The sequence below is a fragment of the Telluria sp. ZT3P25 genome, assembly GCF_059685895.1.
Genome location: NZ_JCASIJ010000001.1, coordinates 2,302,316 through 2,327,325, shown reverse-complemented (window position 1 = coordinate 2,327,325; position 25,010 = coordinate 2,302,316). Strand labels below are relative to the sequence as shown.

The 25,010-nt window shown below is 65.3% G+C and carries 21 protein-coding genes; 15 read left to right on the top strand and 6 right to left on the bottom strand.

Features of this window, described 5'->3' with window-relative positions; genetic code table 11:
• Positions 1–22 precede the first annotated feature (22 nt).
• Genes recC through recD form a run of 3 tightly spaced genes read left to right on the top strand, consistent with a single transcriptional unit; the run spans position 23 to position 8,980 of the window.
• Positions 23–3,424 carry an exodeoxyribonuclease V subunit gamma gene (gene recC, locus AC56LY_RS10400; RefSeq protein WP_499579029.1) on the top strand — a complete coding sequence of 1,134 codons (3,402 nt, stop codon included), beginning with the start codon at positions 23–25 and terminating at the stop codon, positions 3,422–3,424.
• A complete protein-coding gene (recB, locus tag AC56LY_RS10395; RefSeq protein WP_499579026.1) occupies positions 3,421–7,068 on the top strand; it encodes an exodeoxyribonuclease V subunit beta in 3,648 nt (1,215 codons plus the stop codon). Before recC ends, recB begins: the two co-directional genes overlap by 4 nt.
• A complete protein-coding gene (gene recD / locus AC56LY_RS10390; RefSeq protein WP_499579022.1) occupies positions 7,055–8,980 on the top strand; it encodes an exodeoxyribonuclease V subunit alpha in 1,926 nt (641 codons plus the stop codon). The genes recB and recD overlap by 14 nt, the downstream gene beginning before the upstream one ends.
• Here recD and AC56LY_RS10385 read toward each other — a convergent pair.
• Positions 8,977–9,555, bottom strand: a complete 579-nt coding sequence (locus tag AC56LY_RS10385) for a hypothetical protein (protein ID WP_499579018.1) — start codon at positions 9,553–9,555, stop codon at positions 8,977–8,979. The two genes, recD and AC56LY_RS10385, sit on opposite strands and share 4 nt — an antisense overlap.
• 115 nt (positions 9,556–9,670) lie before the next feature.
• On the opposite strand from AC56LY_RS10385, the gene AC56LY_RS10380 reads away from it, so the two are divergent.
• The gene (locus AC56LY_RS10380) at positions 9,671–10,333 is read left to right on the top strand and encodes a thiol:disulfide interchange protein DsbA/DsbL (protein ID WP_499579016.1); all 663 of its coding nucleotides are present in this window, start codon (positions 9,671–9,673) and stop codon (positions 10,331–10,333) included.
• 115 nt (positions 10,334–10,448) lie between these two features.
• Here AC56LY_RS10380 and AC56LY_RS10375 read toward each other — a convergent pair whose 3' ends face one another.
• Both AC56LY_RS10375 and AC56LY_RS10370 read right to left on the bottom strand, forming a co-directional pair.
• Positions 10,449–11,414, bottom strand: a complete 966-nt coding sequence (locus AC56LY_RS10375) for a serine hydrolase (RefSeq protein ID WP_499579012.1) — start codon at positions 11,412–11,414, stop codon at positions 10,449–10,451.
• Between the two features lie 288 nt (positions 11,415–11,702).
• The gene (locus tag AC56LY_RS10370; RefSeq protein ID WP_499579009.1) at positions 11,703–12,722 is read right to left on the bottom strand and encodes a sulfate ABC transporter substrate-binding protein; all 1,020 of its coding nucleotides are present in this window, start codon (positions 12,720–12,722) and stop codon (positions 11,703–11,705) included.
• A gap of 220 nt (positions 12,723–12,942) precedes the next feature.
• Here AC56LY_RS10370 and AC56LY_RS10365 point away from each other — a divergent pair, with 220 nt between their 5' ends.
• The 5 genes from AC56LY_RS10365 to AC56LY_RS10345 all read left to right on the top strand — a co-directional run bounded on the left by AC56LY_RS10365 (position 12,943) and on the right by AC56LY_RS10345 (position 15,596).
• Positions 12,943–13,467, top strand: coding sequence for a GNAT family N-acetyltransferase (locus AC56LY_RS10365; protein ID WP_499579006.1), 525 nt, complete (start codon positions 12,943–12,945; stop codon positions 13,465–13,467).
• A gap of 101 nt (positions 13,468–13,568) precedes the next feature.
• Positions 13,569–14,186 (top strand): YcbK family protein, encoded by a 618-nt coding sequence (locus AC56LY_RS10360; RefSeq protein WP_499579003.1) that lies wholly within the window; start codon positions 13,569–13,571, stop codon positions 14,184–14,186.
• A gap of 143 nt (positions 14,187–14,329) precedes the next feature.
• Entirely contained in the window at positions 14,330–14,620 is a 291-nt protein-coding gene (locus AC56LY_RS10355) for a DUF378 domain-containing protein (protein WP_499570691.1), read from the top strand.
• Positions 14,621–14,626: 6 nt separating this feature from the next.
• Entirely contained in the window at positions 14,627–15,088 is a 462-nt protein-coding gene (locus AC56LY_RS10350; protein WP_499582016.1) for a metallophosphoesterase family protein, read from the top strand.
• Between the two features lie 103 nt (positions 15,089–15,191).
• A complete protein-coding gene (locus tag AC56LY_RS10345; RefSeq protein ID WP_332533729.1) occupies positions 15,192–15,596 on the top strand; it encodes a hypothetical protein in 405 nt (134 codons plus the stop codon).
• A 6-nt stretch (positions 15,597–15,602) separates the two neighbouring features.
• Here AC56LY_RS10345 and AC56LY_RS10340 read toward each other — a convergent pair whose 3' ends face one another.
• Entirely contained in the window at positions 15,603–16,586 is a 984-nt protein-coding gene (locus AC56LY_RS10340) for an SMP-30/gluconolactonase/LRE family protein (RefSeq protein WP_499578999.1), read from the bottom strand.
• A 126-nt stretch (positions 16,587–16,712) separates the two neighbouring features.
• On the opposite strand from AC56LY_RS10340, the gene AC56LY_RS10335 reads away from it, so the two are divergent.
• The 3 genes from AC56LY_RS10335 (at position 16,713) to AC56LY_RS10325 (ending at position 19,809) form a co-directional block, all read left to right on the top strand.
• The gene (locus tag AC56LY_RS10335) at positions 16,713–17,822 is read left to right on the top strand and encodes a Gfo/Idh/MocA family protein (RefSeq protein WP_499578997.1); all 1,110 of its coding nucleotides are present in this window, start codon (positions 16,713–16,715) and stop codon (positions 17,820–17,822) included.
• Positions 17,823–17,884: 62 nt separating this feature from the next.
• The gene (locus tag AC56LY_RS10330) at positions 17,885–18,742 is read left to right on the top strand and encodes a transporter substrate-binding domain-containing protein (RefSeq protein ID WP_499578994.1); all 858 of its coding nucleotides are present in this window, start codon (positions 17,885–17,887) and stop codon (positions 18,740–18,742) included.
• 98 nt (positions 18,743–18,840) lie between these two features.
• The gene (locus AC56LY_RS10325; protein ID WP_499578990.1) at positions 18,841–19,809 is read left to right on the top strand and encodes an IS1595 family transposase; all 969 of its coding nucleotides are present in this window, start codon (positions 18,841–18,843) and stop codon (positions 19,807–19,809) included.
• Between the two features lie 69 nt (positions 19,810–19,878).
• On the opposite strand, the gene AC56LY_RS10320 is transcribed toward AC56LY_RS10325, so the two are convergent.
• Together AC56LY_RS10320 and AC56LY_RS10315 are read right to left on the bottom strand one after the other, a co-directional pair.
• Entirely contained in the window at positions 19,879–20,238 is a 360-nt protein-coding gene (locus AC56LY_RS10320) for a hypothetical protein (RefSeq protein ID WP_499578988.1), read from the bottom strand.
• A gap of 132 nt (positions 20,239–20,370) precedes the next feature.
• Positions 20,371–22,047, bottom strand: coding sequence for an electron transfer flavoprotein-ubiquinone oxidoreductase (locus AC56LY_RS10315; protein WP_499578985.1), 1,677 nt, complete (start codon positions 22,045–22,047; stop codon positions 20,371–20,373).
• A gap of 135 nt (positions 22,048–22,182) precedes the next feature.
• Here AC56LY_RS10315 and AC56LY_RS10310 point away from each other — a divergent pair, with 135 nt between their 5' ends.
• Genes AC56LY_RS10310 through AC56LY_RS10300 form a run of 3 tightly spaced genes read left to right on the top strand, consistent with a single transcriptional unit; the run spans position 22,183 to position 24,985 of the window.
• Entirely contained in the window at positions 22,183–23,004 is an 822-nt protein-coding gene (locus AC56LY_RS10310; protein WP_499578981.1) for an SDR family oxidoreductase, read from the top strand.
• A 17-nt stretch (positions 23,005–23,021) separates the two neighbouring features.
• Positions 23,022–23,453, top strand: a complete 432-nt coding sequence (locus AC56LY_RS10305; protein WP_499578979.1) for an acyl-CoA thioesterase — start codon at positions 23,022–23,024, stop codon at positions 23,451–23,453.
• Positions 23,450–24,985, top strand: coding sequence for an HAL/PAL/TAL family ammonia-lyase (locus tag AC56LY_RS10300; RefSeq protein ID WP_499582014.1), 1,536 nt, complete (start codon positions 23,450–23,452; stop codon positions 24,983–24,985). The genes AC56LY_RS10305 and AC56LY_RS10300 overlap by 4 nt, the downstream gene beginning before the upstream one ends.
• Positions 24,986–25,010: the final 25 nt, after the last annotated feature.

Here is a 25,010-nt window from a genome sequence, read left to right as displayed (position 1 = left end):
CCCGATTGCCCACGCCCAGCGCATGTCTGCCCCGATCACTCCCGGTCTCTTGATCCTCCACGGTAACCAGATGGAGCTGCTGCGCAGCGCCGTCTTCGACTGGCTGCGCAATCATCCTCTGGGGCCACTCGAAGAAGAGATTTTTCTGGTCCAGTCGAACGGCGTGGCCGAGTGGCTCAAGATCGCGCTGGCCGAAGAAAACGGGGTCTGCGCCGCCACCCGCGTGGCGCTGCCGGCGCGCTTCATGTGGGAAGCCTACCGGGGCATGCTGGGGCGCGAGCGCGTGCCGCAGCGCGCGCCGTTCGACAAGGATCCGCTGACCTGGCGCCTGATGCGCCTGTTGCCGACGCTGCTGCAGGACGACGGCTACGCGCCACTGGCGCGCTTTCTCGCCGATGGCGACGCCGAGCGCCGCCTGCAACTGGCCGAACGCGTGGCCGATCTGTACGACCAGTACCAGGTGTATCGCGCCGACTGGCTGGCCGATTGGGCCGCCGGGCGCGACGTGCTGCGCCGCGCGGGCGGCGACATGGTGCCGCTCGCGCCCGAGCAGCGCTGGCAAGCCTGCCTGTGGCGCGCCGTGCACGCGAGCCTGCCCGAGGCGCAGCGCGAGAGCGGCCGCGCCACCATCCACGACCAGTTCCTCGCCGCCGTCGCAGCAGACGTTGCACCGGCCAGCCGCCTGCCGCGCCGCGTCGTGCTGTTCGGGATGTCGACGCTGCCGTACCAGACGCTGCAGGCGATATCGGCTCTGGCACGCCACACGCAGGTGTTGTTCGCCGTGCCGAATCCGTGCCAGTTCTACTGGGGCGACATCATCGAAGGCAGCCAGTTGCTCAAGGCGGCGCGCCGCCGCCAGCCGCAGCGCGAGGGCGTCGACCTGGGCACGATCCCGATCGAGGAAATGCATGTCCACAGCCATCCGCTGCTGGCCAGCTGGGGAAGGCAGGGGCGCGATTTCGTGCGCATGCTCGATGAATTCGACCAGCAGCATGAAGCTGGTGAAAGCGGCGAAGGCCAGCCGGCGCCGCTGCGCGTCGACCTGTTCACCGATGACGATGGCGGCACGCTGCTGTCGCAGGTCCAGGCCGCGGTGCGTGACCTGGTGCCGCTGTCCGAGCACCCGCATGTGCCGCCGATGCTTGATGACCGCTCGATCGAATTCCACGTCACGCACAGTGTGCAGCGCGAAATCGAAGTACTGCACGACCAGTTGCTGTCGTGGTTCGCGCTCGATCCGACGCTGCGCCCGCGCGACGTGGTGGTGATGGTGCCGGACATCGATGCGTTCTCGCCCGCGATCCACGCGGTATTCGACCAGCACCGGCGCCACGACCCACGCCACATCCCGTTCGAGATCGGCGACGTGCGCGACCGCAGCGTCAATCCGCTGCTGGTCTCGCTCGAGTGGCTGCTGCGCCTGCCGCAGCAGCGCTGCCGCCAGAGCGAAGTGCGCGACCTGCTCGACGTGCCTGCCGTCGCGCGTCGCTTTGGCGTGACGAGCGAGGATCTGCCGATCCTGGGCCGCTGGATCGACGGCGCCGGCGTGCGCTGGGGGCTTGACCAGGACCACCGCGCCGGCCTGGGGCTGGGGATGACGGGCGAGCAGAATGCCTGGATCTTCGGCGTGCGCCGCATGTTGCTCGGCTACGCCAGCGGCGCCGGCGCCAGTTTCGGTGACATCGAGCCGTACGCTGAAGTCGGTGGCCTCGATGCCGCGCTGGCCGGTTCGCTCGCGCAACTGGTCGAATGCCTTCTCACCTGGCGCGGCCGCCTCGATGCATCGCTGCGGCCGGCCGAATGGGGCGAGGCGGCGCGCGAGATGCTGTCGTGCTTTTATGCCGCCGGTGACGAAGCCGACCGCCTGACGCTGTCGAACCTGGGCGAGGGCCTGCAATGCTGGCTCGAGACCTGCGCCGGCGCCGGCTTTGACGAACCGGTACCGCTGGCGGTGCTGCGCGAAGCGTGGATGAACGAACTCGATGCGCCCACACTGAATCACCAGTTCGTGTCGGGCGGCGTGACCTTCTGCACCCTGATGCCGATGCGCGCGGTGCCGTTTCGCGCCGTCTGCCTGCTGGGCATGAACGATGGCGACTTCCCGCGCCGCGCGCGCCCGTCCGACTTCGACCTGCTGGCATTGCCCGGCATGGCGCGGCCCGGTGACCGCTCGCGCCGCGACGACGACCGCTACCTGATGCTCGAGGCCCTGCTGGCCGCGCGTGACAAGTTCTACGTGAGCTGGGTGGGACGCAATGTGCGCGACAACAGCGAGCAGCCGCCATCGGTGCTGGTGGCGCAGTTGCGCGACTACCTGAAGGCCGGCTGGGACATGGACGACCTGCACCACATCACGACCGAGCACCCGCTGCAGCCGTTCAGCCGGCGCTACTTCCAGCGCGACGGCCTGCTCACGTACGCGGGCGAGTGGCGCACGGCGCACGGCGCCGACGAGCATCCCGTCGACGATGCCTTGCCGGCCTATGAGCTCGAGCCCGACTTCATTCTCAAACTGGGCGAGCTGGCCAGTTTTCTCCGTCAGCCGGCGCGCTTTTTCTTCCGCCGCCGTCTTGGCGTCGTGTTTGCCGACGCCGCGCACGTGGGCGACGACGAAGAGCCGTTTGGCCTCGATGCGCTGGAGCGCTACCAGATCGAAGACCACCTGCTGGACGATAGCGGCGAGGCCGAGGCCATCGGCGATGTGCGTGCCACGCTCACGGTGCGCGCCCAGCGCCTGGCGCGCGAAGGCGTGCTGCCGATCGGGCTGATGGGCCGCATGTGGCAGGAGCAGCTGGTCGAGAGCCTGGCGCCCGTGCGCACCGAGTGGCTGCGTCTGGGCGCGCGCTTCCCGCAAGCGGCGCCCAAATTCGCCGTCAGCCTGCTGCTGGGTGACATTCACCTTGACGACTGGATCGACCGCCTGCGATCAAACGGCGAGGGCAGTGCGTGGCTGATGCAGATCTCGTCGAAGGTGCTGGACCGGGCCGGCAATCCGCGCGGCGACAAGCTGATCGCGCCATGGCTGCGCCAGCTGGCGGCCGCCGCTGCGGGCAATCCGGTGACGGGCTACCTGGTGGCGCGCGACGCGGTGCTCGAGATGGCGCCGCTGGCCCAGGATGCGGCGCTGGAAACGCTGCGCGACCTGGTGCGCCTGTGGCGGGCCAATCTGGACAGCCCGCTGCCGGTGGCATGCAAGACGGCCCTGAGTCACCTGGCGCAGGGCGATCCGCGCGCGACTTACGACGGCGGCTTCGAGCTGCGCGGCGAAGTCGATGACCTGTGCCTGGCGCGCCTGTGGCCCGACTTTGACGTGTTGAAAAACGCCGGCGGCTGGCCCGATCTGGCCGAGGAACTGTATGGACCGCTGGCACGCTGGATGCAGGACTGCGTCAAGATCAGGCCGTTGCAGGAGTCGCCCACATGAGCACCAAACTTGAGCCAGTCGATTTCCCGCTGCATGGCTCGCGCCTGATCGAGGCCTCGGCCGGCACCGGCAAGACCTGGACCATCGCGGCGCTGTACGTGCGCCTGGTGCTCGGGCACGGCGGTCAGGATGCGTTCGTGCGGCCGCTGCTGCCGTCCGAAATCCTGGTGATGACGTTCACGCGCGCCGCCACGCGCGAACTGGCCAATCGCGTACGTGAGCGGCTGGTGCAGGCAGCTAGCTACTTCCGCGGGGAGCTGGACATCGCCGACCCGTACCTGCACGAGCTGGCCGCCAGCTACACGGCGGGCAGCGAGCGCCAGATCGCCGGGCACCGCCTGTTCATGGCCGCCGAGACGATGGACGAAGCGGCGATCTTCACGATCGACGCCTGGTGCCAGCGCATGCTGCGCGAGCACGCCTTCGACAGCGGCAGCCTGTTCGACGAAGAACTGGTCAGCGACGAGCGCGAACTGTTCGAGGACGCCGCGCACGATTACTGGCGCCAGCAGGTCTATCCGCTGGGCGCCGATTCGCTGGCGATCGTGATGGACAGCTGGCGTGACGTCGAGGCGCTCAAGACGAGCGTGCGCGAGCTGGTGCGGCGCGACGCCTTGCTCGGCGCGCTCGCGACCGAACCACTGAAGCAACTGGTCGCGCGGCTGGCCAGGGCGCAGCGCGAAGAGCTGATGCGCCTGAAGGATGGCTGGTTCGAGCGCGCCCACGAGATGGAGCGCTGGATTGCCGGGCACCGCGAGCGCCAGCCCAAGTGCTTCAACGGCAACAAAATGCGCGCCGATTCGCTCGTCAAGTGGTTCGAAGCGCTGCGCGCGTGGGCCACGGACCCGGCGCGCCACATGCCGGACCTGACCGACACGGCGTGGCGCCGCCTGACGCCGGACGGCATCGCCGATGCGTTCAGCAAGGACTTTTCGACCGAGGTGCCGGACTGTTTCGACGCCACCGCCGCGCTGCAGGCCAGCCTGGCTGCGCTCGACCCGATCGCCCACGCGCTGCTGCGCCACGCCGCCGGCCACATCGGCGCGCGCATGCAGGAGCTCAAGCGGCGCAACCGCCAGTTCGGCTTTGCCGACATGCTCGAACGCCTGAAGGTTGCGCTCGAGGGTGAGAACGGCGCGGCACTGCGCGCGCGTATCGTGGGCCAGTATCCGGTAGCGCTGGTCGATGAATTCCAGGACACGTCGCCCGACCAGTACCGCATCTTCGACCTGCTGTACCGGGTCGACGCGAACGATGCGGAGCATGGGTTGTTTTTGATTGGCGACCCGAAGCAGTCGATCTACGGCTTTCGCGGCGCCGACATCCACAGCTACCTGGCGGCGCGCCGCGCGACGGCGGGCCGCCACTACCAGCTCGACACCAATTACCGCTCGACCGCGCCGCTCGTGAGCGCCGTCAATGGCCTGTTCCTGCATGCCGAGGGCGCGCATCCGGGCGCGGCGTTCCGGTTCCGGCGCGGCGAGGACAACCCGCTGCCGTTCGACGCGGTCAAGGCGCAGGGTCACCGCCGCCATCTCGTGGGCCTGGGCGATGCCACTGGCGCGCTGTCCGTGAACATCGTGGACCGAGATGACCTGAAGGCCGACGACTACCGCGATGTGTTTGCCCATCACTGCGCCGAGCACATTGTCGGGCTGCTCAACGATGCGCGCGTGGGCTTCGACGATGACGCGGGCACAGGTTCCGCGTTTACGCGCCTGATGCCGGCCGATATCGCGATCCTTGTGCGCGACCGGCGCGAAGCCGGCGCCATCCGGCGCGCGCTGATGCGGCGCAAGGTGGCCAGCGTCTACCTGTCCGACAAGGATTCGGTCGTCGAGAGCGACGAAGCGGCCGACGTGCTGCGCTGGTTGTACGCGGTGGCCAATCCGCTCGATGGCGCGCTGGCGCGGGCGGCGTTTGCCACCGCGACTGCGGGCCTGGGCCTGGCGGAACTGGCGCAGTTCTCGCACGATGAGATGGTCTGGGAGGCGCGCGTCGAGCAACTCAAGGCCCTGCACGGTAGCTGGCAGCGCCAGGGCGTGCTGGCAATGCTGCGCCGCTTCATCCACGAACTGGGCTTGCCGGCGCGCCTGCTGCGCGAACCGGGCGGCGAGCGGCGCCTGACCAATCTGCTGCACCTGGCCGAACTGCTGCAGGAGGCCAGCAGCCAGCTTGAGGGCGAGCAGGCCCTGATCCGCTGGTTCGCCGAACAGATCGACGGACTGGGCTCGAGCGGCGACGAGCGCGTGCTGCGCCTGGAGAGCGACGCCGAACTGGTCAAGGTCGTCACCGTGCACAAGTCGAAAGGCCTGGAATACCCGCTGGTGTACCTGCCGTTTGCTGTGACGGCGCGCGCCACCAACCGCCGTAACCGCGCGTTCTTCGAGTACGTGGACGATGCCGGCCTGCGCCATCTCGACCTGGCCCTGACCGATGACGCGCTGGCGGCGGTCGACCGCGCGCGCATCGAGGAAGACCTGCGCCTGCTGTACGTCGCGCTGACGCGCGCGCGCCACTTCCTGTGGCTCGGCGCGGCGGCCGTCTCCGGCACGCGCAAGGGCGAGAACAAGCTGCACGAGTCGGCACTTGGCTATCTGCTGGCCGGCGGCGACGCGATCGCCGCCGAGGCGCTGCGCGCGCATTTCGATGTCGTGGCCGCCGCCGCCGAGGGCATCTCGCTGCATGAACTGGCCGAGCCGGATGTGGTAACGATGCTGTCGCGCCAGGACATCCGCCCCGACCTGCTCGATGCGCCGCGCTACCGCGCCGAATTCGAGCGCGACTGGTCGGTCGGCTCGTTCACGTCGCTCACGCGCCATGCGATCGCGCCGCCCACGCCGATGCGCGCGCAGGACCAGACGCTGATGGAGGACGTGCCCCAGGCGGCCACGCCGCCCCGCATCGAAGACGCGCCGTGGCATCGCTTCCCGCGCGGTTCGGTGCCGGGCAACTTCATGCACGAGCGGCTCGAATGGCTGGCGCGCGAAGGTTTCGCCTGCCTGGACGATCCGACCTGCGAGGCGCGCCTGGTGCAGCATATCGAGCGTGCTGGTTGGGGCCACCGCCTGGCCGATGCGCTGGCCTGGCTGCGCGAGATCGTCGATACGCCATTGCCGCCACTCAATGCGCGCCTGCGCGATCTGCACGGCGTGCTGCCCGAGATGGAGTTCTGGTTCCCGAGCGAGCACCTCGACCTGCAGCGCCTCGACGCGCTGTGCCGCACGCATCTGCTGGGCGGACTTGAGCGGCCCGTGCTGCCCGAGCGTGTGCTGCACGGGATGCTCAAGGGCTTTGCCGACCTGGTGTTCGAGCACGAAGGCCGCTACTGGGTGCTGGACTACAAGTCCAATGCGCTGGGGCCGGGCGACGCGTCGTACAGCCAGGCCGCCATGACTGCCGGGATGGCCGAACACCGCTACGAAATCCAGGGCAGCATCTACCTGCTGGCCCTGCACCGCCTGCTGCGCGCGCGCCTGGGAGACGCCTACGAGCCCGAATACCAGCTGGGTGGCGCCGTCTTCATGTTCCTGCGCGGGATTGCGAACCCGGTCACGCGCGGCTGCTGGGTGCTGGCGCCCGACCTCGACCTGCTGGATGGACTGGAACGCTTGCTGGACAAGGATGCACATGGCGAAGCTTGACGCCGATATCGACGGTCTGTGGCGCGAGATCGGTGCGCTGACCGAAGCGGGCGAGCTGCGTCGCCTGTCGGGCGCGTTCGCGCGCTTCATTGCGCAACTGGGCGACGCGCCGCCCGCGCTGATCCTGGCGGCGGCGGTGCTGTCCGAGCTTGAAGGCCATGGCCACAGCTGCCTGCAACTGGACGATCTGGCCGCCGGGCCGGCGCTGCTGCTGGGCTGGAGCGACGACACTTGGCGCCAGCTGGCGCAGGCGGCCGCGCCGCTGCCGCGCGGCGTGGCCGGCTGGAGCAAGCTGCTGGCGCACTGCCAGCAGGTCTGGATCCGGGGCGAATTCGATCTCGACCAGCCGCTGGTGCTCGATGGCCAGCGCCTGTACCTGCGGCGTTACTGGCGCGACGAGACGCTGGTGGCGCAGGCCGTGCGCGAGCGCGCGGCGGCCACGCATTCGGTGGATACACCGCTCGTGCGCAGCTGGCTCGACAAGCTGTTCGTGGCGCAGCCTGGCGCGCAGGGACCCGACTGGCAAAAGCTCGCCTGCGCCGTGGCGTTGCGCAGTTCGGTGGCGATCATCACGGGCGGTCCCGGCACCGGCAAGACCTACACGGTGGCGCGCCTGCTGGCCCTGTTGTTCGCGACGGCGCCGGAAGCAGGGCGCCAGCGCGTGGCGCTGGCGGCACCAACGGGCAAGGCGGCGGCGCGCCTGAAACAGTCGATTGACAAGGCCCTGAACGAACTGGCCGATCGCGTCGGCGCTGAACTGCCACTACGCGAACTGACGGCGCGCATGGGCGCGGCGCGCACGCTCCACAGCCTGCTCGGGGCACGCCCCGATACGCGCGCATTCGCGCACCACCGGGGCAATCCGCTCGACGTCGATGTGCTGATCGTCGACGAGGCATCGATGGTGCACCTGGAAATGATGGCCAGCCTGCTCGATGCGCTGCCCGTGGGCGCGACGCTGATCCTGCTGGGTGACAAGGACCAGCTGGCGTCGGTGGAGGCGGGCGCGGTGCTGGGTGACCTGTGCCATGCGGCGCACGAAGGCCACTACAGCGCAGCGACGATCGCCTACATCGAGGCGGCGAGCGGCGAAGCCATCCCGGACATCTATCGCGGCGATGGCGGTGCGCTGGCCCAGCAAACGGTGATGCTGCGCTACAGCCGCCGCTTCGGCGGGCCGATCGGCCAGCTGGCGCTGGCCGTCAATGGCGGCGACACCGCGCGCGCCGAACAGGTCCTGCGGGCCGAGGACGAGAGCGTGCGCTGGCTTGAACATGCGCAGCCGGCGCAGCTCCTGCAACTGGCGCATGCCGGGTATGCGCCGTACCTGCAACTACTGCGCGCCGGCGCCAGTGGCGCGCACGAAGACTGGGTACGCCAGATCCTGCTCAGTTTCGAGACCTTCCGCATCCTGTGCGCGGTGCGCGATGGCGAGTGGGGCGTGACGGGGCTGAACGAGGCCATCGAAAAGCGGCTCGCAGCCAGTCACTTGCTGCGCCATGGCGCCGAGTGGTATGTCGGCCGGCCGGTCATGGTCACGCGCAACGACTACTCGACGCGCGTGTTCAACGGCGATATCGGCGTCACGCTGCCCGATCCGGTACGCGCCGGCGCATTGCGCGTCTACTTCCTCGAAGGCGACGCCGTGCGCAGCGTGCTGGCCACGCGCCTGCGCAATGTCGAGACGGCGTTCGCGATGACCGTGCATAAATCGCAGGGCTCGGAGTTTCGCCACACGGTGCTGGCGCTGCCGCGCGAGCGCAACGCGGTGCTCACGCGTGAACTGGTCTACACGGGCATCACGCGCGCCAGCGAGGTGTTCACGCTGGTCACGCCAGGCGGCGACGTGTTGCAGCAGGCGATTGCCAGCCGTACGCACCGTACGAGTGGCTTGCGCGACCTGGTGGCCTAGGGACGGAGCGACGGGCCGGACTGCGCGTCTGACAGCTTTTCCTTCACGTATGACAGCCACTTGTCATCCGGGTCAGGCCGGCCGCGCACCGTCGCAATGTGCTCGAAGCTGCGCCAGGTGGCGGGCTTGCCGCGAAAAATCAGATAGTTTTCTCCAACGATGAAGTCGGGTCGCAGTACGCAGTCTGCATCGTTGTAGAGACGGCCGCCGCCGCGCTCCCAGAACGTGGCGTCGCCATGGTTGCTTGATGACGGTGGGGGCCGGGTCATGCCCTGCGCGCCGCTGATGGTGAAACGTTGCTCCGGCCAACCCAGGATGCGCTGCTGTACTTCAAACGTGTAGTCGACGGACTGGCGACCGCCACCGGAACGTAGCGGCGACGGTATTGCATCGACCACCCTGGCAACAGAGACATCGGTGGCCATCGCAATCTGCTGCTCCGGTGTAACGACTTGTTCGACTGGCGGCACCCTGCAGGCCTGACCTGGCACGCTGACCATGAGGTTGCATGCCAGTGCGAATGCCAGGGTGGTGCCAGTGCGATGTGCCACGGTGGTAGAAATGAATCGTGTCATGTTGCTGCGCCTGTTGCGATTATCCGGGAACCTATCGTATCAGTTGGGAAACACAAGCGGCATTCGCTCGATGGAAGTTCGCTAGAATAGGGCTTTCAAATGTGGAAGGATTGACATGCGCGCCCTGCGACTTGCCCTCATCGCCGCCACCCTGGTGGCCGGTCTTGCCAACGCTTCGCCAACCGCGCCGCGCGATGGTGCAGACTTCACGACACTGGCTGCGCCGCAGCCAACCCAGGCCGAGGGCAAGAAGGTCGAGGTGATCGAATTCTTTGCGTATCACTGCGGCGCCTGCAATGCGTTCGAGCCGACACTGAAGAACTGGGTCAAGCAGCAGGGCGACCGAATCGCGCTGCGCCGCGTGCCGCTGCCGTTCCAGGGCCCGACCGATCCGGAAGCGCGCCTGTTCCTGACGCTCGAGGCGATGGGCAAGCTCGAGGCGTATCACGGGCGCGTGTTCAATGCCGTGCACGTCGAGCGCAAGCGCCTGATGAAGGATGCCGACATCATCGCGTGGGCCGGCGAGAATGGACTCGACAAGGCGGCGTTCGCCGATACGTGGAATTCGTTCGGCGTCCAGACCAGGCTCAAACGCCTGAGCCAGATGGTCGACGCCTACAAGGTGACGGGCACCCCAACCGTCGTGATCGACGGCACCTATCTCGTGTCGCCCTCGCAGGTCCAGCAGGCGAACCGGATCCAGGATGCCGGTGACGTCATGGCGGCGACCGGGCAGGTCATGGATGCGCTGGTGATCAAAGCGGCTGCGGCAAAGTAGGTCCCTGTGAATCAGAGAGGCGGTTGAACGCGTGGACGGGAAACCCGTCCACCTACCTCTGTTGTGAGCATAAAAAAAGGGGCCTTGCGGCCCCTTGATCGTATCAAAGACTTGTTCAGTCACGGCGCTTGCGCGCCGTCTTGACCTTGGCGACCTTGCGGTTCTTGGTCGCCTGGACCTTCGACTTGACGACCTTGGTGCGGGTTTTTGCTTTCACGCCACCGGCGCTGGCCTTGATGCGCGGACCGCCTGTGGCAACGCGTGAGGCGCGCGCAGCACGGGCCACCGGCGCCGCATCGCCGGTCATGAAGCGGCGGATGTTCAATGCGTCGAGCACGCGGGCCGACGAGGCGCCGGCGTTGAGCAGCACCAGCGTTGCCTTCTTGCCGGCTGCCGTGATGTTCATGATCAGGCAACGGCCCGCTTCGTTCGTGTAGCCGGTTTTCGACAGGCCGATGTCCCAGCCCTTGGCGCCGACGAGGCGGTTGGTGTTGTGGTATTCAACACCGCGGCCGTTGATGTCGATCATTTCCCTGGTCTCGGTGGTCATGCGCACGATATCCGGGTACCGGACCGAGGCAACGGCCATCTTGACCAGATCGCCTGCAGTGGAGCGGTTCTGCGGCGACAGGCCGGTCGGCTCTTCGATCGTGGTCTGGGTCATGCCCAGCGCGCGGATCTTGCGGCGCACGGCAGCCTTGAAGGCTTCGTTACCGCCCGGGTAGGTACGGGCCAGCGCGGCGGCGGCGCGGTTGTCCGAGGACATCAGCGCCAGGTGCAGCACGTCGCTGCGCGAGATGCTGGCGCCGACCGGCACGCGCGAGCTGCTGAACTTGACGCGGTCGACGTCATCACGGTCGATCTCGATCTGCTCGTTCATGTCGAGCTTGGCATCGAGCACGACCATCGCCGTCATCAGCTTGGTCAGCGATGCAATCGGGACGACGGTGTCGGCATTTTTTTCAAGGAGGATTTTGCCGGTGTCGTTTTCAACGACGAGCACGGACTGGGAGCCGAACGGCACGGCGAATGCCGCGGCCGACAACGTCATCAGGGCCGTGGCGAACAGGTGTTTGATCATGTCTGTCTGGAATCTGGGTTGAGGTTGATGGAGCTGGGCGCCGGGCGGCGCGGATCAACATCTGTTTCTAGGGCAACTAGAAGGCAGGCAAGATAGCATTCATCGGCTACGCATGTCTATGGTGCACAAGAAAATTCCCCTGTCTAAACCCAATTTTCTATCGAAATAGGGCATTGCAGGTGCATATTATTAATAGGGCATGTCGCACAGAAATGTCGACTGACGTGCTCGGCGTGCTGGAATGCAAACAGCCCTGCGCATGGCAGGGCTGTTGTGAGGTGGTGCGGATTACTTCGCCGTGTAGATCTTGTCGAACTCGCCGCCATCGTCGAAGTGGCGCTTTTGCGCTGCGCGCCAGCCGCCGAAAACTTCGTCGACCGTAAACAGGCTGATCGGCTTGTAGTTGGCCGCGTACTTCTTCATGACGGCTTCCGAGCGAACGCGCATGAAGTGCTTGGCGCCGATTTCCTGGCCCACCGGGCTGTACAGGAAGTTCAGGTAAGCCGTTGCCGGCTGACGCAGCTTCTGGCGATCGACGACCTTGTCGACGACGGCCACTGGCGACTCGGCCAGGATCGAGCTGGTCGGGTAGACGACTTCGAAGTCGTTGCCGAATTCCTTGCGCACCATGCTCACTTCGTTTTCGAACGTCACGAGCACATCGCCGATCTGGCGCTGGGTGAAGGTGGTGGTGGCGGCGCGGCCGCCGCCGTCCAGGATCGGCACGTTCTTGAAGATCTTCGAGACCAGGTCCCGGGCCGCAGCTTCGTTGCCGCCTTTCTTGATCACGGAACCCCATGCGCCCAGATAGGTGTAGCGGCCGTTGCCGGCGGTCTTCGGGTTAGGGATGATCACGGCCACGCCGGGGCGCGCCAGGTCTTGCCAGTCGGCTACCCGCTTCGGGTTGCCCTTGCGGACCAGGAATACCATGGTCGAGTAGTAGGGCGCGGCATTGTTCGGGAACTTCTTCGCCCAGTCTTTTGCCACCAGGCCGCGGTCGGCCAGCATGTCGATGTCATTGGCCTGGTTCATGGTGACGACCGACGCGCCCAGGCCATCGGCCACGGCGCGCGCCTGCTTGCTCGAGCCGCCGTGCGACTGCTTGACTTCGACCGTCTGGCCGCTTTGCTGCTTGTAGGATGCGATGAACGCCGGGTTGATTTCTTTGTACAATTCACGGGCGACGTCGTACGACACGTTCAGCAGCTCGGGCCCGGCAGCGCTGGCGTGCAGCGGCACGGCGCCGCCGGCAGCCAGGACCAGCGCCAGGATCGAGCGGCGCAGCGTGTTCGGAGGGGTGTTGCGCATAGTGGGTCTCGCTTGCTTGAAGTTGGAGTGACAGCGTGCATGTTCCCGCATGCGGCCGTCAAACGGAACAATACTTTCGTCATATGGTTATGCCGATCATGCGCTTGCCCCTGCCGCCAGCAGGGTCGTTGGCTTTCAGTGTATAGTCGAGCCCGTGTTAAGCCGAGGGCGCCAACTGTCGCCACCTCACGTCTTTGTACCGTATTTATGTTGATGATCGATGTCCACGCGTATTGAAATCCGCAAGGCGGTTCCCGCCGATGCTGCGCCAGCCTGCAACCTGCTGCGCCGCTCGATCGAGGAAGGCTGCCGTGCCGACCACCATGGCCAGCCGGCATTACTCGACGCCTGGCTCGGCAACAAGACGCCGGCCACCGTTGCGGCCTGGTTTGCCGCACCGGCCAATTTTGCCGTCGTCGCCGAGAGCGAAGGGCGCATGGTCGGATTGACGCTGTTGACGCCGGCCGGCAAGGTGGCGCTGTGCTACGTGCTGCCCGATGCGCTGCGCTGCGGCGTGGGCCGGGCGCTGCTGGCGGCGGTCGAAGAGCAGGCGCGTGCCTGGAACATCAGCAAGCTTCATCTGCACAGCCCCACTGGCGCCAGCGCGTTCTTCGAGCGTCATGGCTACAGCAATGCGGGCAAGGAAAAATCCTGTTTCGGCCTGGATAGCGACCTGATGTGGAAGCGGCTTGACGGCGCCGGCGAAGGCAGCGCGCGCAAGCGCTTCTGCAACTGCAGCGACTGAGCGCGTGGCGCTGCACGCCCGCAGCACGCCACACAGCGCTATCCATGACGAATACGCTATAGTACGGCCCATCGATATTCACGAGTTACACCAACGCATATATGGCTTCCCGCAGAGACTTCCTCCATCAGGGCGCGCGCCTTGCCGCCATCGGTGTTATCGGCGCGCCGCTGGCCGCCGCCGCGACCGACCTCCAACCACCACCTGACCTGTTCGATTCGCAGGCACTCGACCTTGATTTCTGGGTCAAGCCGCGCACCTTGTCGGTTACGCGCCCGCAAAGCGGCGAGACAGCCAATGTGCTGTACTGGAAAGACGGCGAAGTCATCGAGTCGGCATATCAGGAACTGTGCCATCTGCTGCGCGACGTGAACGGCAAGGCGTCCGCTGCGATCGACCCGAAACTGTTCGAGATGCTGTGGAGTACCCAGGCCTTCATCGCCCGCTTCGGCATCATCAAGCCGCTCGAAATTTTGTCGGGCTACCGCTCGCCGGAATCGAATGCACGCCTGCGCGAGCAGGGCATTCCAGCAGCGCGTCAGTCGCTGCACCTGGTCGGCAAGGCGGCCGATATCCGCATCGCCAACCTGAATGAAGAAGTGCTGGGCGGCCTGATCAAGAGCTTCCGCGGCGGCGGCGTCGGCTACTACTACCGCAGCGGTCCGCGCGGCGGCTGGATCCATGCCGATACCGGCCTGGCGCGTACCTGGAAAGGCTGAGTTCGCGGCCGTGCACCATCGGCGTGGCGGGCATCTGCCTTCGCTGCAACAGTGCGTGCATGTTTGCTAACCTGGGCTAGTATGGACAGCACGTGCCGGGGCGTCGCCCCGGTGGTGCCCACGTCTTTTTCCAGGAGGCTCTAATGTCAACAATCAATACACCAACCATGGATCGCCGTTCGTTGCCCGATCGCCGCGTCACGGCGCGCACGCATGGCCGTCCGGCCATGTCCGCACTGGATTACATCGCGATGGCGCTATTGATTATTGGCGGCCTGAACTGGGGTATGGTCGGCCTGTTCGACGTCGACATGGTCGGCGTCCTGTTCGAGCCGGGCTCGACGCTCACCCGTGTCGTGTACGTGCTCGTCGGCCTGGCGGCACTGTACTCGGTCGTCACGATGGCCAAGATGGCCGGCAGCAAGCGTCCGTAAGTGGTCATTCGCATTGGCCTGATTTCCGATACGCACGGCCTGCTGCGTCCGCAGGCGCTCGACTTCCTGCAGGGCAGCGATGCCATTCTGCATGCCGGCGACATCGTCGACCCGGCCACGCTCAAGCGCCTGGCCGAGATCGCTCCCCTTACGAGTGTGCGGGGCAACAACGACAGCGGCGCCTGGGCTCGGGCATTGCCTGAGACCGTCACCATTACGTTTGGCGGTGTCGCCATCCACATGCTGCACGACCTGAAGGAACTTGCCATCGACCCGGTAGCAAGCGGCGTGCGCGTTGTCGTTACCGGTCACACGCACAAGCCGGCCTGCGTCGAGCGGGACGGCGTGTTGTATGTGAATCCCGGCGCGGCAGGGCGCCGTCGTTTTACGCTGCCTGTCTCGGTTGGCGAACTCATCATCGACGATGGACACGTCAGCGTGCGGCTCGTGACGCTCGACATCCCATAATGCAAGCCTGGACCTGGCAAGCGTCATTCTGGCAAGCGTGGACCTGGCCCGCGGCGATGGAAATTGCCGTAAGATACGCCCCGTCCCCCTTTGCGTGCAGCACATGACCCTCCCGCCCGAACAGCCACCCCGCTTCAAACCCCGCCCCTGGACCGCGCTCGAGACGCCGCAAGACGTCGAGCTCTGGATCGACGAGCACAACGCCGCCATGCAGGAACTGATCACGCCGCAGGAAACGGGCGTCGGCATCTGCTTCGCCATTGCTGAAGGCGGCCTGGTGCACATGCAGACGACCGCCGACGCCATCCTGCTCGACGTCGACAGCGACGCCGCCTGGATCGCGCCCCTGATCATGGCCGCCACCGGCGCCGAACAGCCGCGTGGCCAGATCTGGGTGCTGCCGGACGATAAACTCGTCCAGCTGATCCTGGGCTTGTCGACGCTCGTCCAGAGCACCACACTGGTCACGGGCCACAATTTCGGCCCGGGCTCGCGCCCCAGCTGGTAGCCACGATCAGTAGGGAAGGCCCGATACTTCCAGCGGCAATTGCCAGACGGCGCCTGCGCCGGTGATGTACAGCGTTTTGCCGTCAACCCCGCCAAAGGCGACATTCGTGACATTGGCGTCGACCCGGATCGTTGCCAGTTCGCGGCCCTGCGGTGAGAACACCCGCACGCGCTTGGGTGCATGCTCCGTCACATACAGATTGCCGTGGCAATCGAGCGTCATCCCGTCCCCGTTTTCGATGCCCTTGATCAGGTCGCGTCCGGCCTGCGGCACGCCATTCCTGATCGGGTAGGCGCGCACCGCGCCATCGCTCGCGTTCACGTACAGCATCTTGCCGTCGAGTGACAGGGCAATCCCGTTCGGGTTCTTGCGCGAACCATCGACCAGCGTCACTGCACCGTCCGTTCCTACGCGATAGATGCCGGTGACCGGCTGGCCGCCGGGCGCCGCAGCTTTCTGGTAATCCGGATCGGTGAAGTAGATCGTGCCGTCGGCGGCGATGGCGATATCGTTCGGTGAATTGAAGACCTGCCCCTGAAACTGCGTGGCAATGTTCGTGCGCTTGCCGTCCGCCAGATCGTAGCGCGACAGTGCCTTGTACTTGTGGGTGGCCGCGACCAGCGCGCCTTTGGCATCGACCGCCAGGCCGTTGCTGCCGGCATCCTCGATGGCCGTGGTGACGGCGCCGCCCGGCGTGTACTTGCGTACGCGTGACGGGAAGCCCTCGCTGAAGCTGAAGTCCGAAAAATACAGCGCCCCGTTCATCCATACCGCCCCTTCGTACAGGCCCGGTTCGCCCCGCGATGGCGCGATGGCGGCAATCCGTTCGGCCTTCAATTCACCCGATGGGGCCTTGCCGCTACAGCTGGCAGCCGGGGCAGCCAATACGGCAGGCGACAGGATGGCAGCGACGCTGGCGGCCAGCATCAGGCGGACGAACGGAACGCGACGGATGGCACGACGGGTAGCACGACGGGGTGGTACGGACATGGGCAACTCCTGGCAAAGTGAACGGTGGATAGGCGTGCTGATACCGCTATCATTTCATATGAATCAATTGTATCCTTCTCTCTACAAGACGATAACATTCCCGCAATCTTATTGGAGGAGACAAGCATGATCGATCTACAACGGCGCGGCCTGGTCATGGCGGCAGGTGGCGTCCTGGCAGCAAGTGCAGTGAACCCGGGCTGGGCCAGCACTGGCCGCAAGCTGGGCTACGCGATCGTGGGCCTGGGCGGCTATGGCCTGGGCCGCATCATCCCGCAGTTCCAGAATTGCCAGCACAGCCGCCTGGTGGCGCTGGTCAGCGGCGACCCCGCCAAGGCGAAGAAGGTGGCGCAGGAATACGGCGTGCCCGAACGCGGCATCTATTCGTACAACGACTTCGACCGTATCCGCGATAACCCGGACATCGACATCGTCTATATCTGCCTGCCCGTGTTCATGCATGCCGAGTACACGATCCGCGCCGCCCAGGCCGGCAAGCACGTCATGTGCGAAAAGCCGATGGCGGTCAGCCCGGCCGAGTGCGAGCAGATGATTGCTGCCTGCCGCAAGGCCGGCAAGAAGCTGATGATCGGCTACCGCTCGCGCTTCGAGCCGCACAATGTCGAGGCGATCCGCCTGGCGCGTGCCGGCGCGATCGGCACGATCCGCTACTTCCGCTCCGAGCACGGCTTTGTCGCGGGCGACGCCAACACCTGGCGCATGAAGAAGGCGCAGTCGGGCGGCGGCTCGATGATGGACATCGGTATCTACGCGCTGCAGGCGGCGCGCTACATGACCGGCGAAGAGCCGGTGGCCGTATTCGCGAAAGAAACCACCAATCGCAGCGACCCGCGTTTCCGTGAAGTGGAAGACATGATCGACTTCCAGCTCGAGTTCCCGTCCGGCGCGATCGGCTCGTGCATGTCGATGTACAGCGCGAACCGCAACCAGTTCGTGCTGATGGGCGAGAAGGGGCGGATCGAACTGGAGCCGGCCACTGCCTACAGCGGTCAGCGCATGTGGGTGGGCCAGGAGCGCAGCGACAAGACCGAGATCAAACCGCCGCCCGGACCCTACGCGAACCAGTGGGTGGGGCAGCTCGACCACATGGCGCAGTGCGTGCTGCAGAACCGCGAGCCGCTCGTTCCTGGCGAAGAAGGCCTGCGCGACATTCGCATCATCGAGGCCGTCTATCGCTCGGCGCGCGAACAGAAGCGGATCGTACTGGGGGCCTGAGCCACACTATTCGCGCTGCTTTTCGGTTATAACGTGTCTTTGACCGTGTGGAGACTGAGACGATGGCCGAAGGGATCGCGAACGCAGGGCGGCGCCGGGCGCTGGTGCAATTGCTGGCGCTGCCCGCGTCAGCTGCGCTGTGCACGCCATGGGCAGGTGCGACAGAGCTGCCAGAGCTGCCAGAGTTTGCAGAGCTGGTACGACCCGCAGACACAAGCGCCACAAGGGGCACGCTGCGCATTGCCCTGGAGGGCACCTATCCGCCGTTCAATTTCAGGGACCCGGCCAGCGGGCAGCTGGCTGGTTACGATGTCGATGTGGCGCAGACGGTCGCCATGCGCATGGGCCTCGATCCGCAATTCGTGCTGACCGAGTGGCGCGCGATTCTGCCCGCCCTGCGGGCGGGCAGGGTGGATGTCGCAATCAGCCAGGTCATCATCACGCCGCAGCGCGAGAAGGCGTTCGACTTTTCAGCGCCATACCTGTATTCGCAATCCCAGCTCATCGTGCGCGAGAACGAACGTGCGACTTACCGCACGCTGGTCGATCTCAAGCGCCGCAAACTGGGGGTGCGCCAGGACAGCGTGTTCGAGCAGCAGGCGATGGCTGTGCCGGGCATCGACATCAAGCGCTATCCGGCTGTGCCCGAGAACTTGCAGGACCTGGCGTTTGGCCGCATCGACGCCTTGCTGGACGACAGCCTGCTGGTCGCTTATCTGGTCAAGCAGACGCAACTGCCGCTCAAGGCCGGCGCCCGTATCGGTGCACCCGAGCGCGTTGGCATCGCCATGCGCAAGGGCCGTCCGGCGTTCAGGCTGGCAATCGACAAGGCACTGCGCGAGGCACGCCTGGATGGCACGCTGCGCGCATTGTCGCTCAAGTGGTTTGGTCAGGACGCCAGCAGCGTGGCGCCGGCCTGACAGGCACAAAAGGCGCAGTCAACGTTAAATAGAGACGAGCTGTGAACTGATGAGCAGTGCGGCGGTCCAACCCCTGTCCCCAGTGTCAGGAGTCGATCATGATAGCGCCGCGTTTCAAGAACTGGTTCGCAAAACTGCCGTTGCTGAATCAGCCGCAGCGCCAGCAAGTGCTCGGCGCTTTGCAGCCTCTAGTCGGGCTCGAGCAGGTGGTCGCGCTGATCGCAGAGATCAGAACACCGGGGCGCTGCTGCCCCAGGTGCGGCAACGCGCGATGCTACCGCCACGGCTTTGCCAACGACCTGCAGCGCTACCGATGCTGCGCGTGCGGACGCACGTTCAACGATCTGACCGGCACGCCACTGGCGCGGCTCCGGCTCAAGGCCAAATGGCTCGCGTATTCGCAAGTGCTGCTGGATTCACTTCCAGTGCGCAAGGCGGCAGATCGCGTTGGCGTGCACCGCAACACGGCTTTCCGGTGGCGTCACCGTTTTCTGCACTGGAGCAAACTCGACCGGCCCGCATTATTGAATGGCATCGTTGAGGCCGACGAGACATTCCTGCTCGAATCACAAAAAGGTTCGCGCACACTGGATCGACCAGCACGCCGCCATGGCGGGCATGCGACCAGGCGCGGCATTTCCCGCGAACTGGACTGTATCCTGATCGCGCGTGATCGCGAAGGACGCACGGTCGATGCCGTCACCGGTCGTGGTGCGCTGACGGCAGCGCAACTCGAGCGCGACTTGCTGCCCAGGCTCGATCCCCGAGCGCTGCTGGTGAGCGACAGCCATCGCGCCTACCGGGCGCTTGCACGCAAGCACAACATCGCGCATGCAGCGGTCAATCTGCGCGCAGGCGTGCGGGTAAGGCATCTGGGCAACCACGCCATCCACGTGCAGAACGTGAACGCTTATCACCAGCGGTTCAAGGCCTGGCTGCTGGGCTTTCGTGGCGTGGCATCGCGCTATTTGCCCAATTACCTGGGCTGGCGCTGGGCGCTGGATGGTGCGAGGGTCAGTTCGCCAGAGCACTTGCTTCGCATTGCAATCAGGGTCATCAACAGATAACGCTGACTGCGCCCACAAAAAAAGCGCGGCCCGTTCAAGGCGCCGCGCTTTTGCGTGGACAGTGCCACGTCAGCGTTGTTTGTCCTGCTTGCCGGCCCAGTCGCTCTGCTGGTCCATCTGTCGGGACCCGCTGCCCGGCGAACCCTGGTCGCGGCTGTCGCGGTCGGCGTTCAGGTCGTCCAGCGCCGGGGTGCCACCTGATGCATGCTGGCCACCGTGTTGCTGGTTCTGCTGTTGGCCACCGGCACCTTGCCGGCTGCCGCTGTCATGCTGCTTGCCCTCCTGCGTGCGGCCACCTTGCTGCCCGGTGGCATGCTTGTCGCCAGCAATTTCCTGATTGCCGCTTTGCAGATTGCCGCTGTGCAGATTGCTGTTTTGCCCCATGCCGGGGTTGTGCTGCTTGCCCATATTGTCTGTGGAATCACCCATCGCTGTCTCCTGCCACTGGTGTATGAGCAACCGATGCTACGCCGTTCGCGTTCACCGCCAATCAGCAGATTGGCGGTGATCTTGCAGGATCATTCTTACAAAGTCAGCAGTAAAAACGGAACCTACGGGCAATCACATATTCGGATAATTCGGCCCGCCGCCGCCTTCTGGCGTCACCCAGACGATGTTCTGGGTCGGGTCCTTGATATCGCAGGTCTTGCAGTGCACGCAGTTCTGGGCATTGATCTGCAGGCGGTCGCCGCCGTCTTCACGCTTGACGTATTCGTACACGCCGGCCGGACAGTAACGCTGTTCCGGACCCGCATACTTGGCCAGGTTCACGTCCACCGGCACGCTCGGGTTCTTCAGCGTCAGGTGGATCGGCTCGTCTTCGCGGTGGTTGGTGTTCGAGATGAACACCGACGACAGCTTATCGAAGGTCAGCTTGCCATCCGGCTTCGGATAAACGATCGGCTTGAAATGCGAGGCGGGCTTGAGGCATTCATGGTCGGCGTGCTTGTGGTGCAGCGTCCAGGGCGCCTTGCCACGGAAGACGATCTGGTCGATGCCCGTCATGATCGTGCCCAGCACCAGTCCCTTGCTCATCCATGGTTTGAAGTTGCGCGCCACGTGCAGCTCTTCGTGCAGCCACGATTGTTCGAACGCCACAGGGAAGCTCGTCAGCTCGTCGCCCGTGCGGCCTTCGCCCAGCGCGGCAAACGCTGCTTCGGCCGCCAGCATACCGGTCTTGATCGCGGCGTGGCTGCCCTTGATGCGGCTGGTATTCAAAAAGCCCGCATCGCAGCCGATCAGGGCGCCGCCCGGGAACACGGTCTTGGGCAAGGATTGCAACCCCCCTGCGGTAATCGAACGCGCGCCGTACGAGATGCGCTTGCCGCCTTCGAAGAAGCCACGGATGGCCGGATGCGTTTTATAGCGCTGGAACTCTTCGTACGGCGACAGGTACGGATTCTGGTACGAAAGCCCGACGACATAGCCGACCGCGACCTGGTTGTTTTCCAGGTGGTACAGGAACGAGCCACCATACGTGTCGTTCGGCAGCGGCCAGCCGGCCGTGTGGATCACCAGGCCCGGCTGATGCTTGGCCGGATCGATTTCCCACAGCTCCTTGATACCGATACCGTAAGTCTGCGGATCCTTGCCCTTGTTGAGCTCGTATTTGGCCATCAGCTGGCGGCCCAGGTTACCGCGCGAGCCTTCGGCAAAGAACGTGTACTTCGCATGCAGCTCCATGCCAAGCTGGAATTCCGGGCCCGGCTCGCCATCGCGTTTCATGCCCATGTTACCGGTCGCGACGCCCTTGACCGAGCCATCCTCGTTGTACAGGATTTCGGCGGCCGGAAAGCCGGGGAAGATTTCCACGCCAAGCGCTTCGGCTTGCTGGCCCAGCCAGCGCACCACGTTGGCCAGCGAAATCACGTAATTGCCGTGATTGGCCAGCGCTGGCGGAATGGCGAACGCCGGTGTGGCAAACGACTTGGTCTCGGTCAGGAACAGGACGCGGTCTTCGGTGACGGCCGTATTGAGCGGCGCACCTTTTTCTTTCCAGTCGGGGATCAGCTCGTTGATCGCGCGCGGGTCCATCACCGCGCCGGACAGGATATGTGCGCCCAGCTCGCCGCCTTTTTCCAGCACGCAGACCGTGACTTCCTGGCCCTTTTCAGCAGCCAGCTGTTTCAGGCGGATCGCCGCCGACAGGCCGGCAGGGCCGCCGCCGACGACCACGACGTCGTATTCCATCGCTTCGCGTGGGCCGTATTGTTCGAGAAGGTTCGTTGTCTCTGTCATGGTTTTTTTGGGATAGGGATGACGGGAATCAGAAAATAGCACGAGTGTGCGGGTTTTTGCTGTTCATTGCAATATCGCGGCCATTGTAAAGGCAATATTAGAAGGGGCAATCGAATACCGGACATTTGTGGGATCATGGTGCTTTCGCAACGCGGGATCGTACTTACATCGGGGGCGGACGTGGGCATTGAAGTCAATTTTGAAGGAAAGATCGCCATGGTTACCGGCGCATCGAGCGGTCTGGGCGCGCGTTTCGCCAAGGCCCTGGCCGGCGCCGGCGCGCAGGTTGTGCTGGCATCGCGCCGCGTCGAGCGGCTCAAGGAGCTGCGCGCCGAGATCGAAGCCGACGGCGGCGCCGCGCACGTGGTGCGGCTCGACGTGACCGATCTTGGCAGCATCAAGGCGGCCATCGCCCATGCCGAAACCGAGGCGGGGCCGATCGATATCCTGATCAACAACTCGTCCGTGTCGTCGACCCAGCGTCTGATCGACGTGAGCGAGGATGACTACAACTACATCATGGACACCAATTTGCGCGGCGCGTTCTTCGTGGCCCAGCAAACCGCCAAGCGCATGATCGCGCGCGCCAAGGGCGACCCGCGCAAGCAGCATCGCATTGTCAATATCGCCTCGGTGGCAGGCCTGCGGGTGCTGCCGCAGATCGGCGTGTACTGCATGAGCAAGGCCGGCGTGGTGCAGATGACCAAGGCGATGGCGGTGGAGTGGGGCAAGTACGGCATCAACGTCAATGCCATCTGCCCCGGCTATATCGCTACCGACGCGAACGAAGATTATTTCGAGACCGAGCAGGGCCGCAAACTTGTCGAGATGTTGCCGCGCAAGCGCGCCGGCCGGCCCGAAGACCTCGACGGCCTGCTGCTGCTGCTGGCCGCCGAAGAAGCCCATTTCATCAACGGCGCCATCATCACGGCCGACGACGGCATGATGGCGCACTAAACGCCAGGAACCACAGAATGAGTAGTGAGATTACCGCACCGATACTGGTGCACACCATGCGCATGCCGATCCGCTGGGGCGATATGGACGCCATGGGGCACGTCAACAATACCAATTATTTCCGTTACATCGAGTCGGCCCGCATTGCCTGGCTCGAGCAGGTCGGCGGCTTGCCCGACTCGCGCGACCAGGGCCCCGTCATCGTCAACGCGTCGATGAACTTCCTCAAGCAACTGACCTATCCGGGCGAGATCGAGGTGCGTACCTTCATCGCGCCGCCGGGGCGATCGAGCATCGAGGTCTCGCACGAGATCCGTTTGCTGGACGCCAATGGCGAATCGGGCGAGTTGCACGCCAATGGCATGGCCAAGGTGGTGTGGGTCGATTTCAAGGTGGGCAAGTCGGCCCCGTTACCGGCTGCACTGCGCAGCGTCTTTCCGGCAGCGTGATCGCCGTGGTCTGTTTCGACCGCAACCGCCTCGCGCTGGACGACATCGTCGCCATCGCGCGTGGCGCAGCGCGGCCGATCCTCTCGTCCGACCCCGCCTTTCGCGCTTTTATTCAGCGTGGCGCCGACTTTCTCGACCGGCTGCTGCTTGAAGACGGCGCCATCTACGGCGTGACCACCGGTTATGGCGATTCATGCACGGTGCCCGTACCTCTGGCGCTCGTGACCGAACTGCCGCACCACCTGTACACCTACCACGGGTGCGGCCTGGGCAGTTTTCTGGATCCTGCCGAGACGCGCGCCGTGATGGCCACGCGCCTCGCGTCGCTGGCGAAAGGCTTTTCGGGGGTCAGCATTGACCTGCTCGAGCAGATCGTGCGACTGTTCGACGCCGACCTGTTGCCGCTGATCCCGAGCGAAGGCTCGGTCGGCGCCAGCGGCGACCTGACCCCGCTGTCCTATCTCGCGGCCGTACTGTGCGGCGAACGCGAAGTGCTGCGCCACGGCGTGCAGATGCCGGCTGCCGATGCGCTGCGCGAGGCCGGCATCGCGCCGCTGCGCCTGCGGCCGAAAGAGGGGCTGGCGATCATGAACGGTACCGCCGTCATGACGGGCCTGGCCTGCCTGGCCTGGGACCGCGCCCACTACCTGACGCGCCTGACCACGCGCATCACGGCAATGGCGTCGTTTGCGCTCGATGGCAACGCCCATCACTTCGATCAAACGCTGTTCTCGGTCAAGCCGCATGCGGGCATGCAGGACGTGGCTGCCTGGCTGCGCGCCGATCTGGCGTACACCGGCCAGCAGGAGCGCAATGGCACGCGCCTGCAGGACCGCTATTCGATCCGCTGCGCGCCGCATGTGATCGGCGTGCTGGCTGACGCGTTGCCGTTCTTTCGTACCACCATCGAGAACGAACTCAATAGCGCCAACGACAATCCGATCATCGACGCCGAGGGCGAGCGCGTACTGCATGGCGGGCATTTCTACGGCGGCCATATCGCCTTCGCAATGGACAGCATGAAGAATGCCGTCGCCAACCTGGCCGACCTGCTCGACCGGCAACTGGCGCTGCTGGTCGACCCGCGCTACAACGCCGGACTGCCCGCCAACCTGTCGGGCATGGAGGGCGAGCGCGCCGCCATCAACCACGGTCTCAAGGCACTGCAAATCAGCGCCTCGGCCTGGACCGCCGAAGCACTCAAGCTGACGATGCCGGCCTCGGTTTTTTCGCGTTCGACCGAATGCCATAACCAGGACAAGGTCAGCATGGGCACGATCGCCGCGCGTGACTGCCTGCGCGTGCTGGAACTGACCGAGCAGGTGGCTGCGGCGCTCTTGATCGCGGTGCGCCAGGGCGTGTGGCTGCGCTGCCGGCTCGAGCCGGAGCGCGTACTGCCGGCGCCGCTGGCGCAGATGCTGGCGCAGTTGGGCCGGGATATTGCGCCGGTGCTTGAAGACCGCCGGCTTGATGGGGATTTGCGCCTGATGATCGGGCGCATGCGCGCACAGCACTGGGAGCTGTACCTGTAATCGCGGGAAGGTGCAGCGGGGCGCT